Below are 13,567 nucleotides of genomic sequence, written 5' to 3' on the forward strand. Positions count from 1 at the left end.
GATACCCGCTCAATGCCCCGTAAAAGCTGGCGCGAAGCCATCGCCGCCTACTCAAGCCCCGCCACGTTGGTGCTGTTGCTCCTCGGGTTCGCCGCCGGCCTGCCCTATATGCTGGTGTTCTCCACGCTGTCGGTGTGGTTGCGCGAAGCAGGCGTGGCGCGTGAAACCATTGGTTTCGCCAGCCTGATCGGCCTGGCCTATGCCTTCAAATGGGTCTGGTCGCCACTACTCGACCAGTGGCGCCTGCCGCTGCTCGGCAGGCTCGGCCGGCGCCGCTCCTGGCTGGTCCTGGCCCAGGTGCTGATTGCCATCGGCCTGGCCGGCATGGCGTTGTGTGACCCGCAGACCAAACTGACCTGGCTGATCTCCCTGGCGGTGCTGGTGGCCTTCGCCTCCGCCACCCAGGACATCGCCGTCGACGCCTATCGCCTGGAGATCGTCGAGGACACCCGCCAGGCGGCCCTGGCTGCCAGCTATATGGCCGGCTACCGGGTCGCGGCGCTGCTGGCCACCGCCGGCGCGCTGTATTTCGCCGAAGGCTTCGGTTCTACCGTACAGCTCTACCAGCACAGTGCCTGGGCCGGTACCTACCTGGTGTTTGCCCTGCTGATGCTGCCGGGTCTGCTCACCAGCCTGTGGATGCGCGAACCGGCGGTACCGCTGGATACCCAGTTGGCCGCGGCGCGCTATGGTTTCAGCCATCAGATCGTCTCGGTGCTGGTGTTGATCGTGCTGCTGGTCTCGGTACCGGCAATGTTCACCCAGTTCTATTACACCGACTTCGCCAGCCTGGTACGGGGCGAAATCAGCCTGTTCGATCTGCTCCTCGTAGACCGCGCCTTCCTGCGCGCCTTGCTCTACACCATCCTCTCCACGCTGTGCCTGTCGAGCATGGGCCGCCGCGGCCTGGCACCGGTGCTGACCCCGATCAACGACTTCATCGTGCGCTATCGCTGGCAGGCCTTGCTGCTGCTCGGGCTGATCGCGACCTACCGCATGTCGGATACCGTAATGGGCGTGATGGCCAACGTGTTCTACATCGACCAGGGCTTTACCAAGGATCAGATCGCCAGCGTCAGCAAGCTGTTCGGCCTGGTCATGACCCTGCTCGGCGCCGGTTTTGGCGGCCTGCTGATCGTGCGCTTCGGCATCCTGCCGATCCTGTTCATCGGCGGTCTGGCCTCGGCCGCGACCAACCTGCTGTTCCTCATGCTCGCCGGTATGGGCGCCGACCTGCAGATGTTGATCGTCACCATCTCCGCCGACAACTTCAGCGCCGGCCTGGCCACGGCGGCGTTCGTCGCCTACCTGTCGAGCCTGACCAACCTGCAGTTCTCGGCCACCCAGTACGCCTTGCTCAGCTCGATCATGCTGCTGTTGCCGCGGCTGATCGGTGGCTATTCCGGGGTGCTGGTGGAGAATCTCGGCTATGCCGAGTTCTTCCTGATCACCGCCCTGCTGGGGATTCCAACCCTGGTTCTGATCGCCCTGCAATGGCAGCGCGAACGCCCGCAGGCCAATGGCTCGACGCCATCGGCAGCGGTCGACATCCCGCCGCTGTAGACCGTAGCCAACCCCTGGCCCACCGGCAATGGATGTAAAAAAGCCCCGGTACAAGACCGGGGCTTTGGCGTTGCAGGGTGGGGCTTAGAACTGCGCCGCATCCAGCAGGTACAGACTGTCGCTGCCAGCCTTGACCGACGCGGTCAGCGAGTGGATGCGCGGCAGGATGCGCGCGAAGTAGAAACGCGCGGTACCCAGCTTGCTGGCGTAGAAGTCGTCCTGACCCTCCTTGCCCAGCGCCGTCCTCGCCATCAGGGCCCACATGTAGGCGTACGCGGTATAGCCGAACACCTGCAGGTACTCGACCGAGGCGGCGCCGATTTCGTTGGGGTTGGCCTTGGCCCGCGCCAGCAGATCGACGGTCATCTGCTCCAGATTGCTGATGGCGCCGTTAAGCGGCTCGGTGAACTCGGCAAGCGATGCATCGGCCGAGTCGGTGAAGGCCTTGATCTCTTCGGCGAAGTGCTTGTAGAAGGCGCCGCCGCTACCGATCACCTTGCGCCCGACCAGGTCCAGCGCCTGGATGCCGTTGGTCCCTTCGTAGATCTGGGTGATGCGGCAATCGCGCACCAGTTGCTCCTGACCCCACTCGCGAATGAAGCCATGACCGCCGAACACCTGCTGACCGTGGATGGTGGTTTCCAGTCCCAGGTCGGTGAGAAAGGCCTTGGCCACCGGAGTGAGCAGCGCCACCAGCTCTTCGGCGCGCTTGCGCACGGTCGGCTCTTCGCTGAACTTGGCGGTATCGAGCTGCATGGCGACGTAGCTGGAAAAGGCGCGACCACCTTCGTTTAGCGCCTTCATGGTCAGCAGCATGCGACGTACGTCTGGATGGACGATGATCGGGTCAGCGACCTTGTCCTTGGCCACCGGCCCAGTCGGCGCACGGCTCTGGATACGCTCACGGGCGTATTCGATGGCGCTCTGGTAGGAACGCTCGCCAGTGGCCAGGCCCTGGATGCCGACACCCAGACGCTCGTAGTTCATCATGGTGAACATGGCGGCCAGGCCGCGGTTCGGCGCGTCGACGATCCAGCCAGTGGCACCGTCGAAATTCATCACGCAGGTGGCCGAGGCCTTGATGCCCATCTTGTGCTCGATCGAGCCACAGGACAGCGCATTATGCTCGCCCAGCGAGCCATCGGCGCCCACCATCAACTTGGGCACCAGGAACAGCGAGATGCCTTTCGGCCCGGCCGGGGCGTCCGGCAGCTTGGCCAGCACCAGGTGAATGATGTTCTCGCTCAGGTCGTGCTCGCCGCCGGTGATGAAGATCTTGGTGCCGCTGATCTTGTAGCTGCCATCGGCCTGCGGTTCGGCCTTGGTGCGGATGATGCCCAGGTCGGTGCCGGCGTGCGGTTCGGTCAGGCACATCGAGCCAGCCCAGATGCCGGCGTACATGTTCGGCAGGTATTTCTCTTTCAGTTCTTCACTGGCGTGGGCGTTGATCGACAGGCAGGCGCCCGCGGTGAGCATCGGGTAGAGGCCGAATGACAGGTTAGCCGAGTTGACCATCTCTTCCACTTGCGCGGAGATCACCTTGGGCATGCCCATGCCACCGAACAGCGGGTCGCCGCCGACCCCCACCCAGCCGCCTTCGGCGTAGGTCTTGTAGGCCTCGGGAAAGCCGGCCGGGGTCTTCACCGCGCCGTTGCTCCAGGAACAGCCTTCCTCGTCGCCGCTACGATTGAGCGGGGCAATGATGCCCGCGGTGACCTTGCCGGCTTCTTCGAGAATGGCGTTGGCAGTGTCTTCATCCACCACTTCGGCCAGGGCAGGTAATTGGGCCCACAGCTTGGAAACTTCAAACACTTCATTGAGCACGAAGCGCATGTCGCGCAGGGGAGCTTTGTAGTCAGCCATGGAAAATCCTCGAACGGAGCAACAGGGTTAAATCAGCCTTGGGAGTTTAACCGAGCAACACTACAGACATGTAGCGTCATGTTGTGACCAATAATTCACAAGAAGTTTGTATTTGCTTGATATGCAAAGACCCGCCGGCGGCGGGTCTTTTTTTCACACAACCGCTCGTCAGAGGGCGAAGTGCTCGGCCGGCAGGCTCATCATGCACTCGCTGCCCGCTTCGGCCGCCGCCAGGTGTGCGGCCGTACGCGGCAGCAGGCGCTGGAAGTAGAACCCGCAGGTGGCCAGCTTGGCCTGGTAGAAAGCCGCATCGCCGGCACCGGCGTCGAGCTTCTCCTGGGCCACCAGTGCCATGCGCAGCCAGAAGTAGGCGAGGATCACGTAGCCGGAGTACATCAGGTAATCCACCGAGGCGGCGCCTACCTCGTCGGGATTCTTCATCGCCGCCAGACCGATCTTCTGGGTCAGCCCGCCCCACTGGGTGTTCAGCGTCGCCAGTTGTGCCACATAGCCCTTGAACTGCGGATGCTCGGCCTGCGCCACGCACAACTTGTGCACGATCTTGGTGAAGCCGCTCAGCAGCTTGCCCTGGCTGCCGAGCACCTTGCGCCCGAGCAGGTCGAGGGCCTGGATACCGTTGGTACCTTCGTAGATCGGCGCAATCCGGCAATCGCGTACCAGCTGCTCCATACCCCACTCGCGGATATAGCCATGGCCGCCGAAAATCTGCATGCCGTGATTGGTCACCTCCAGCCCGGTGTCGGTCATGAAGGCCTTGCAGATCGGGGTGAGGAAGGCCAGCAGGTTTTCCGCTTCCTCACGCTGCTCGGTATTTTCGCTGAGGTGCGCGACATCCAGCAGCTGTGCGGTGAAGTAAGCCAGGGCACGATTGCCTTCGTTGAGCGCCTTCATGGTCAGCAGCATGCGCCGTACATCGGGGTGCACGATGATCGGGTCGGCCGGCTTATCCGGGGCCTTGGGGCCGGTCAGGGCGCGCATCTGCAAGCGTTCGTTGGCGTACTTGATCGCCCCCTGGAAGCTTGCTTCACCGAGGCACAGCCCCTGCATGCCAGTGCCCAGACGCGCGTGGTTCATCATGGTGAACATGCAGTTGAGGCCTTTGTTGGCCTCGCCGATCAGAAACCCTCTGGCGCTGTCGAAATTGATCACGCAGGTGGCCGAGGCCTTGATCCCCATCTTGTGCTCGATCGATCCGCAACTGACCGCGTTGCGCTCACCGGCCTGGCCGGCGGCGTCGGGGAGGAACTTGGGCACGATGAACAGTGAGATCCCCTTGGTTCCGGCAGGGGCATCGGGCAGCTTGGCCAGCACCAGATGAACGATGTTCTCGCTCATGTCGTGCTCGCCAGCAGAGATGAAGATCTTGCTGCCGCTGATCGCATAGCTGCCGTCGGCCTGGGGCACGGCGCGGGTCTTGATGATGCCCAGGTCGGTGCCGCAATGCGCTTCGGTCAGGCACATGGTGCCGGTCCAGAGCCCCTCGGTCATGCGGGTCAGGTAGGTCTGCTTCTGCTCTTGCGTGCCGTGGGCATGGATCGCCGACATGGCGCCCTGGGTCAACCCCGGATACATGCCCCAGGAGGTGTTGCTGGCGCCGACCATTTCACTGTTGAGCAAACCCAGCGAATGCGGCAGGCCCTGGCCACCGTAAGCCGGGTCGGCAGCCAAGCCCATCCAGCCACCCTCGGCATACTGGGCAAACGCTTCCTTGAAGCCCTTGGGCGTGGTCACTACACCGTTATCGAACTGACACTCTTCTTCGTCACCGGAACGGTTCAACGGCGCCAGCACCTGCTCGCAGAACTTGGCACCTTCTTCGAGGATTGCACCGACCATGTCCGGTGTCGCGTCGCTGGCGCCGAGGGCGGCGTAGCTGGTGTGGAAGTCGAAGACATCGTCGATCAAGAAGCGCATGTCGCGCAGGGGAGCCTTGTACTCGGGCATGGTCGTTCTCCGTCAGCAGGCGCGCAGGGCGCGGGTCAATTGCCCTAAGCTAGCGCCGAAGCCGGCTGATTCACAACAACCGTACGCCCGCTGAATGCGCCGTCATAAATGGCTGAAGCGCGACCAGCGGATGACCGCCACCGCGCCAAGCCATGGCCATGCCTGAGCTGACTGGTAGGGTGCCTACCCGTTGGCACCTGTCGATGCTGTGGGGTGAAACGGGCCTTGCTGGGCCATAACCCATAAAAAAGCCGCTACCCCGAAAGGTAGCGGCTTTTTTCAGGCGAAATCGCGGGAGGGCTTAGTAACCCAGCGCGAAGTCGTCCTCGTGCATGTCCATCAGGTTGCCGGCGCCGGACAACATGGTGGCCACGTGGGTGCGGGTACGCGGCAGGATACGGGCGAAGTAGAAGCGCGCGGTCTGCAGCTTGGCCTTGTAGAAGGCTTCGTCGGCAGCGCCGGCAGCAATCTTCTCGGCGGCCAGGCGCGCCATATCGGCCCAGAAATAGGCCAGGCAGACGTAACCGGAGTACATCAGGTAGTCCACCGACGCAGCGCCGACTTCCTCGCGATCCTTCATCGCCGCCATGCCGACCTTCATGGTCAACTCGCCCCACTCCTTATTCAGCTGGGCCAAAGGCTCGACGAAGGCCTTGACCGCCTCGTTGCCTTCGTTGGCCTGGCAGAACTTGTGCACGATCTTGGTGAAGCCTTTCAACGCCTCGCCCTGAGTCTGCAGCACCTTGCGGCCCAGCAGGTCGAGCGCCTGGATGCCAGTGGTGCCTTCGTACAGCATGGAGATACGGCTGTCGCGAACGTTCTGCTCCATGCCCCACTCGGCGATAAAGCCGTGGCCGCCATAGATCTGCACGCCGTGGTTGGCCGCTTCGAAGCCGACTTCGGTCATGAACGCCTTGGCGATCGGAGTCAGGAAGGCCAGCAGTGCGTCGGCCTGCTTCTTCTCGGCTTCGTCCTGGCTGTACTTGACGATGTCGACCTGCTTGGCGGTGAAGTAGACCATGGCGCGATTGCCTTCGGCGAAGGCCTTCATGGTCAGCAACATGCGCCGTACGTCGGGGTGCACGATGATCGGGTCGGCAGCTTTGTCCGGCGCTTTCGGGCCAGTCAGGGAACGCATCTGCAGACGCTCGCGAGCGTACTTCAGGCCGCCCTGGAAGCCGATTTCGGCGTGAGCCAGGCCTTGCAGCGCGGTACCCAGGCGAGCGGTATTCATAAAGGTGAACATGCAGTTCAGACCTTTGTTCGCCGCGCCGATCAGGTAACCGGTGGCACCATCGAAGTTCATGACACAGGTGGCGTTACCGTGGATCCCCATCTTGTGCTCGAGCGAGCCGCAAGATACGGCGTTACGCGCGCCAGCAGAACCGTCCTCGCTCACAGTGAACTTAGGCACGATAAACAGCGAGATACCCTTGGTGCCCTGCGGCGCGTCGGGCAGGCGGGCCAGCACGATATGGACGATGTTTTCGGCCATGTCGTGTTCGCCGGCCGAGATGAAGATCTTGGTGCCGGAAACCTTGTAGCTGCCGTCGGCTTGCGGCTCGGCCTTGGTGCGCAACATGCCCAGATCGGTGCCGCAATGCGGTTCGGTCAGGCACATGGTGCCGGTCCACTCGCCGGAAACCAGCTTGGTCAGATAAGCATGCTTCTGCTCGTCGGTGCCGTGCTCGGCAATGGTGTTCATCGCGCCATGGGACAGGCCGGGGTACATACCCCAGGACCAGTTGGCGGTACCGACCAATTCGCTGACCACCAGACCCAGCGACTCCGGCAAGCCTTGGCCGCCGTGGTCGACGTCATGGGCCAGGCTCGGCCAGCCACCTTCGACGTACTGCTTGTAGGCTTCCTTGAAGCCGGTCGGAGTCTTAACGCCGGACTCGCTCCAGGTGCAACCTTCGGTGTCACCCACACGGTTCAGCGGCGCCAGTACCTGCTCACAGAACTTGGCGCCCTCTTCGAGGATGGCGTCAACCATGTCCGGGGTAGCGTCTTGGCAGCCAGGCAGGCTCTGATAATGCGCTTCGTAGCCGAGCAGTTCGTCACGAACGAAGCGAATGTCACGCAAGGGGGCCTTGTAGTCAGGCATAGCGGATAACCTCTGCGGTGGACTGTTAGTGTGTTTGGGTGACCGAATGAATGGTCGCTTGGGGGATCACTCCCGACTGCATGGCGACATCTTGGTCACCCAGCAATCAAACAAGTGTTTGAAACATACGTTTACGACCCAACCTTGTCAAGCACTGCGGCAATAGCCATCTGTCGGAATCGGCCGTGCGCAGCGGAAAAACATCCGCGCGGACGCTCAGGGGTTGGGCTGGAGGCTTTGGCAAAAAAGCAGGGAGGGCTTCAGCCAGTGATCAGCCAAGCAGGTCGATCAGTGGCGCGGCGTCCGGCAACTCGGCGGTGCGCCGATACAGATCGAGATCGGCGGCAGAGGAATGCGACGGCTGACGTGACGCCGCGGGATCTCTGCCCCGCTCCGCAGACTCCGCCGCCTCGCTCGCTTGCGCGCGTTCGGTTTGCGCCACTGCGGCCTCGCTGCGCTGCAGCTCGGCCAGGTCGACGCGCGCCTGGACCTTCTGCGCCTGGGCTTGCGCCGCCACACGCAGATCCTGAGCGGAGGGTTCGGCCGGCGACAGGGCTGCACGCACGACGATGTCCATCTTGCTCAGGGTCGCCTGCGGATCGTTCGCCACCGCGCCGGTGTCGATACTGACCTCCCCCGCGACGGCATAGCGCTGGCCATCCGGCCCCCGTGTGTAGGTGAAGCTTGGTGCGCCGGCATAGCCGCCGCCAACCGCCGCGTGGGCCTGCTCGTGGGCGCGTACTTCGCGATCACGCGTGGCCAGTTCGGCAATTTCCAGTTGTTCGATGCGCTCTTGCTGTGAACTGGGCCCGGTCTTGTCCTGCTTGCCAGCGGACGGGGTCGACTGCTCGGCGGGCCGATCCGCCTCTTCGCGGGCAGACGCGCGCTGTTCATCGCTCAGGGCGGAAGACGGGGTAGCGGGCGCCTGGGCGGCGCGGGTCAGATCGGCGGAAACATCGGCAGAGGCGGCCGGCGCTAGTGGGCGCGTCGGCAATGATGGTGCCAGTGAAGGATAAGTTGGCCCAGCGCCGATGTGCATGCCGTACCTCCTTGTCGCGCATGTGTACGGGTCGCGGCAGCGACCTCAGGCCTTGGTGTCGATCAGCGTGCCCAGCACTTCATCGGCAGTGCGCACCACCCGCGCACCGGCTTGCGCCTCGTTCTGCCCCACGCGTAACGCGACCAGGCTTTCGGCCAGGTCCGCAGGATTCTGCCCGGCTGCTTCTGCTGACGGGTTGACCCGATTGAGCGCGGGGGTTTGCGTGGCCTGCTGGGGCCCTGCGATGGCGCTGCCGGCGATTTCGGCAGCAGCCTGATCGACCCGGCGCTGCCCCGACTGAATGGTGCTGATGCCCGAACTGAAGGCGTTAGCGGAGATTTGCATGAACCAGCTCCCGCAGGTGTACTCCATGAATGCACTGCATTGAAGCAGATAAGCGGTCGGAAACGTACTGGCAAATAGCTATGGCAACTGGCCTGCTTATAGCTCCAACTCCAGCAGCGCCAGGTCGAGACACTCGGCCACCGCCGCCGGCGTTGCTTTGGCCAGGCGCGGCACCTGCCCCAGGCAGGGCGCCGGCAAGCGCTCGGCGAGGGTCGCCAGGTTCTCCTCCAGGCGCGACGTTTTAGGGTCGACCACATTGGCCACCCAACCGGCCAGGGTCAGGCCGTCGCGGGCAATCGCCTCGGCGGTTAGCACCGCATGATTGATGCACCCCAGGCGCACCCCGACCACCAGAATCACCGGCAGGCCCAGGTTGATCGCCAGATCCGACAGCGCCGCCTGGCCGGCCAGCGGCACGCGCCAGCCGCCGGCGCCTTCGACCACGGTGAAATCCGCGCCCTTGTCGAGAATCTTCTGCACCGGCCCCTGCAGGGCGTCCACATCCAGGCGCACGCCAGCTTCGCGGGCCGCCAGATGCGGGGCGATAGGCGGGGCAAAGGCCAGCGGATTGACCTCCTCGTAACGCAGCGCCAGGCTGCATTCGCCGAGCAAGGCCAGGGCATCGTCGTTGCGCAGACCGGCGGCGGTCTTGTGGCAACCGGAGGCGACCGGCTTGGCGGCGGCGGTCGACAGCCCGGCCATGCGTGCGGCGTGGAGCAAGCCAGCGGCAATGGTGGTCTTGCCGACTTCGGTGTCGGTACCGGTGACGAAGAAGGCTGCTGTCATCTCAATTCTCTTTGCGTAAAAGACCGTAGACCACCTGATAGCTCGCCGGCAGGCCTTGCGGCTGACGGAATTGCTCATAGGCGGCGATCAGCGCCAGCATGCGGGCGCGCCCGGTCAGGCCACCCGGGCGGCCGGGGTTGAGGTTGTGGGCGCCCAACGCCTTGAGTTCATGGGTCAGGCTGCGCAGGTCGGCGTAATGCAGCACCTCTGCCTGGGTTTCCAGGCCGAGCAACTGCAGGCCGCTGCCCGCACAGAGCTGCTGGTAATCGGCGAAACGGCGGAAGCGGTTGACGTGGACGAAACCGTCCACTGCCTGCCAGCTATCACGCAACTCCTGCAAGGTGCCGACGCACAGGCTGCTGAAGGCCAGCACACCACCGGGGCGCAAGACCCGTCGGGCTTCGCTGAGCACCGCGGCAAAATCCGCACACCATTGCAGCGCCAGGCTGGAAAACAGCAGGTCGCAGGACGCGTCGCGCAGCGGCAGGCGTTCGGCATCGCCGGCGACGAACCGCTGCGCGCCACCCAGTGGCTGGGCGTGGCGCAGCATGCCCTCGGCAATATCCAGGGCCACCCCCTCGGCTGCGCCATAGCGCTCGCCCAGGGCACGACTGAAGTAGCCGGTGCCACACCCCAGGTCGAGCCAGCGTTGCGGGCTCAGACTGGCCGGCAAGCGCGTCAGCAACTCGCCGCCTACCTTGCGCTGCAGGGCCGCGACGCTGTCGTAGCTGTCGGCCGCGCGGGAAAAGGACGCCGCCACCTGACGCTTGTCCGGCAGACCGCTCAGCGGGTCTTGTGTCCACTCAGTCATCGCCGGCCTCGTGCAGAAAGGCCTGGATGGCCGCGGCGATCTCGTGGGGCCGCTCCAGGGCGAAGGCATGGCTGGCTGCATCGACCAGGCCGATCTCGACATCCGGCAGCAACGCCAGCAGAGCGGCCGCCGCATTCGCCGGCACCAGCGCATCGCGGCCGGCAAACAGATGCAGTTGCGGGCCGACGAAGGCCTGCACGGCGCCGCGGGTGTCCAGCGCGGCCAGCACATCCAGCCCCGCCAACAGACTCTCTGGGCGAGTCTGCGGCGCCGCACCCAGCAGCAGCCGTGACAACCCGCGCGGATCCGCAGCGCCCTGGGCGCAGAGCAGGGTAAAGCGCTTCAAGGTCGCGCGCGCATCCGCGGCGCAGCCCTGACGAAACACGCCGAAGGTTTCAGCCGCCATCGCGCTGGGCCACGTCGGCTCGGCGACGAAGCGCAGATTGCTGGCCAGGGTCAGCAGGCCGGCGCAGCGCTCGCCACGCCGCGCCGCCAGTTCGCCGGCGAGCATGCCGCCGAGCGACCAGCCGCCGAGCCAGGTGTCTTGCGGCAGGCTGGCATCGAGCTCATCCAGCCAGTCGGCGGGGTCGCCGGAGTCCAGTAGCGGCAGGGGTTCGATCTCGACCCGCAGGCGCGAATCGAGGCCACGCAAGGCCTCGGCCAGCGGTTCCAGCGGCGCACTGCCGAGCCCCCAGCCGGGCAGCAGAATCAGGCGATCACGCATTGCTGCTCTCCAGTAGCGTCCAACATTCGGCCAAGGCTTCCAGCAGCCGTTCGAGCTGGGCACTGCTGTGCGCCGCCGACAAGGTGACGCGCAAGCGCGCACTGCCGGCCGGTACCGTGGGCGGACGAATCGCGGTGACCAGCAGGCCACGCTCGCGCAGCAGCTGCGACAGGTGCATGGCGCGGCCGCTGTCACCGATGAGGATCGGTTGGATCGGCGTGGCGCTGTCCATCAACTCCAGGCCAATCGCAGCAGCGCCTTCACGGAAGCGTTTGATCAAGGCGTTCAAGTGCTCGCGTCGCCAATCCTCGCTACGCAGCAGCTCCAGGCTCTTCAGGGTGGCGCAGGCCAGCGCGGGCGGCTGGCTGGTGGTGTAGATATACGGCCGGGCGAACTGCACCAGGGTCTCGATCAGCTCCTCGCTGCCGGCGACGAAGGCCCCGGCAGTGCCGAACGCCTTGCCCAGAGTGCCGACCAGCACCTGGACATCGTCCTGACCCAGGCCGAAATGCTCGACGATACCGCCACCGCTGGCACCGAGCGGGCCGAAGCCATGGGCATCGTCGACCATCACCCAGGCGCCCTTGGCCTTGGCCGCCGCACACAGCGCCGGCAGGTCGGCCAGGTCGCCGTCCATGCTGAACACCCCGTCGCTGACCACCAGGGTATTGCCGACGGCCTTGTCCAGGCGCTTGGCCAGGCTGGCGGCGTCGTTGTGCAGATAGCGGGAAAAGCGCGCACCGCTGAGCAAGCCGGCATCCAGCAAGGAGGCGTGGTTGAGGCGGTCTTCCAGCACCGTATCGCCCTGCCCCAGCAGCGCAGTGACCGCGCCGAGGTTGGCCATGTAGCCGGTGGAGAACAGCAGCGCCCGTGGGCGCCCGGTGAATTCGGCCAGGGCCTCTTCCAGTTCGTGGTGCGGCGTGCTGTGACCGATCACCAGGTGCGAGGCGCCGCCGCCGACCCCCCAGCGCAGGGCGCCGGCGCGCCAGGCCTCGATCACCTGCGGGTGATTGGCCAGGCCGAGGTAGTCGTTGGAGCAGAAGGCCAGCAGCTCGCGACCGTCGACCGTGACCAGCGGCCCTTGCGGCGAGTCGAGCAGGGGCCGCTGCCGGTAGAGATGGGCGGCGCGGCGTTCGGCGAGGCGTGCGGCGAGATCGAAGGACATGACAAGACCCCGTGGATAACCGCAAGCGGGCTATCCACTCGACAAAGTGCTAGCTAGGGTGGATGCCGCGAAGCTCATCCACCGCCTGACTTCAGACCGCGGCGTTATAGAACAGCTTGGAATCACGCTGCTCGACCAGGGCCTGCTCGATGGCCGCCTGATGCACTTCGTCGCCATGCTCCTCGCGCTCTTCCGGCTTGATGCCGAGGCGGGCGAACAGCTGCATGTCCTTGCCGGCCTGCGGGTTGGCGGTGGTCAGCAGTTTCTCGCCGTAGAAGATCGAATTGGCACCGGCGAAGAACGCCAGGGCCTGCATCTGCTCGTTCATCGCCTCGCGCCCGGCGGACAGGCGCACGTGGGACTGCGGCATCATGATTCGCGCCACGGCCAGCATGCGAATGAAGTCGAAGGGGTCGACGTCCTGTTCGTCGGCCAGCGGCGTGCCCTTGACCTTGACCAGCATATTGATCGGCACCGACTCCGGATGCTCCGGCAGGTTGGCCAGCTGGATCAGCAGGCCGGCGCGATCGTCGAGCGACTCGCCCAGGCCGAGAATGCCACCGGAACAGATCTTCATCCCCGAGTCGCGCACGTAGGCCAGGGTTTCCAGGCGATCGGCGTAGGTTCGGGTGGTGATGATGTTGCCGTAGAACTCCGGCGACGTGTCCAGGTTGTGGTTGTAGTAATCGAGGCCGGCCTCGGCCAGGGCCGCGGTCTGCTCCTTGTCGAGCTTGCCCAGGGTCATGCAGGTTTCCAGGCCCAGGGCGCGCACGCCTTTGACCATCTGCAGGACGTAGGGCATGTCCTTGGCCGACGGGTGCTTCCAGGCCGCGCCCATGCAGAACCGGGTGGAACCGATGGCCTTGGCCTCGGCGGCTGCCTCCAGCACTTTCTGCACTTCCAGCAGCTTTTCCTTCTCCAGGCCGGTGTTGTAGTGGCCCGACTGCGGGCAGTACTTGCAGTCTTCCGGGCAGGCACCGGTCTTGATCGACAGCAGGGTCGAGACTTGCACACGGTTCTGATCGAAATGCGCGCGGTGCACGGTCTGCGCCTGGAACAACAGGTCGTTGAAGGGTTGTTCGAAGAGCGCCTTGACCTCGGTGAGGGTCCAATCGTGACGCAAGTGGGCAGCGGAGGTGGCGCTCATCAGTGATTCCTTGTTAGTTGTAGCGGCTGCTAAAGTCAGCCAGCACGACACG

Annotated in this window: 11 protein-coding genes; 1 reads left to right on the top strand and 10 read right to left on the bottom strand. The window is 64.7% G+C overall.

Annotation, left to right across the window (positions count from 1 at the left end):
* The first annotated feature begins 12 nt into the window (after positions 1–12).
* Positions 13–1,563, top strand: coding sequence for an AmpG family muropeptide MFS transporter (locus LJY18_RS03865; RefSeq protein ID WP_238040472.1), 1,551 nt, complete (start codon positions 13–15; stop codon positions 1,561–1,563).
* Between the two features lie 84 nt (positions 1,564–1,647).
* Here LJY18_RS03865 and LJY18_RS03870 read toward each other — a convergent pair whose 3' ends face one another.
* The 10 genes from LJY18_RS03870 to bioB all read right to left on the bottom strand — a co-directional run bounded on the left by LJY18_RS03870 (position 1,648) and on the right by bioB (position 13,515).
* Positions 1,648–3,426, bottom strand: a complete 1,779-nt coding sequence (locus tag LJY18_RS03870; RefSeq protein ID WP_238040473.1) for an acyl-CoA dehydrogenase C-terminal domain-containing protein — start codon at positions 3,424–3,426, stop codon at positions 1,648–1,650.
* A gap of 168 nt (positions 3,427–3,594) precedes the next feature.
* On the bottom strand, positions 3,595–5,391 hold the full coding sequence (locus LJY18_RS03875) for an acyl-CoA dehydrogenase C-terminal domain-containing protein (protein WP_238040474.1): 1,797 nt from the start codon (positions 5,389–5,391) through the stop codon (positions 3,595–3,597).
* Positions 5,392–5,692: 301 nt separating this feature from the next.
* On the bottom strand, positions 5,693–7,498 hold the full coding sequence (locus LJY18_RS03880) for a phenylacyl-CoA dehydrogenase (protein ID WP_238040475.1): 1,806 nt from the start codon (positions 7,496–7,498) through the stop codon (positions 5,693–5,695).
* Positions 7,499–7,769: 271 nt separating this feature from the next.
* Positions 7,770–8,537, bottom strand: coding sequence for a putative metalloprotease CJM1_0395 family protein (locus LJY18_RS03885; RefSeq protein ID WP_238040476.1), 768 nt, complete (start codon positions 8,535–8,537; stop codon positions 7,770–7,772).
* A gap of 45 nt (positions 8,538–8,582) precedes the next feature.
* Positions 8,583–8,882, bottom strand: coding sequence for a hypothetical protein (locus LJY18_RS03890; protein ID WP_238040477.1), 300 nt, complete (start codon positions 8,880–8,882; stop codon positions 8,583–8,585).
* A gap of 96 nt (positions 8,883–8,978) precedes the next feature.
* Complete coding sequence (gene bioD / locus LJY18_RS03895; RefSeq protein WP_238040478.1) at positions 8,979–9,668, bottom strand: dethiobiotin synthase; 690 nt, start codon at positions 9,666–9,668, stop codon at positions 8,979–8,981.
* 1 nt (position 9,669) lies between these two features.
* The gene (gene bioC / locus LJY18_RS03900) at positions 9,670–10,479 is read right to left on the bottom strand and encodes a malonyl-ACP O-methyltransferase BioC (protein ID WP_238040479.1); all 810 of its coding nucleotides are present in this window, start codon (positions 10,477–10,479) and stop codon (positions 9,670–9,672) included.
* Positions 10,472–11,203 (bottom strand): alpha/beta fold hydrolase, encoded by a 732-nt coding sequence (locus LJY18_RS03905; protein ID WP_238040480.1) that lies wholly within the window; start codon positions 11,201–11,203, stop codon positions 10,472–10,474. The genes bioC and LJY18_RS03905 overlap by 8 nt, the downstream gene beginning before the upstream one ends.
* Positions 11,196–12,368 (bottom strand): 8-amino-7-oxononanoate synthase, encoded by a 1,173-nt coding sequence (gene bioF / locus LJY18_RS03910; RefSeq protein WP_238040481.1) that lies wholly within the window; start codon positions 12,366–12,368, stop codon positions 11,196–11,198. The genes LJY18_RS03905 and bioF overlap by 8 nt, the downstream gene beginning before the upstream one ends.
* A 91-nt stretch (positions 12,369–12,459) precedes the next feature.
* On the bottom strand, positions 12,460–13,515 hold the full coding sequence (gene bioB / locus LJY18_RS03915; protein ID WP_238040482.1) for a biotin synthase BioB: 1,056 nt from the start codon (positions 13,513–13,515) through the stop codon (positions 12,460–12,462).
* Between the last annotated feature and the right edge of the window lie 52 nt (positions 13,516–13,567).

The organism is Pseudomonas sp. MMS21 TM103, assembly GCF_022132145.1.
Lineage (GTDB): Bacteria > Pseudomonadota > Gammaproteobacteria > Pseudomonadales > Pseudomonadaceae > Aquipseudomonas.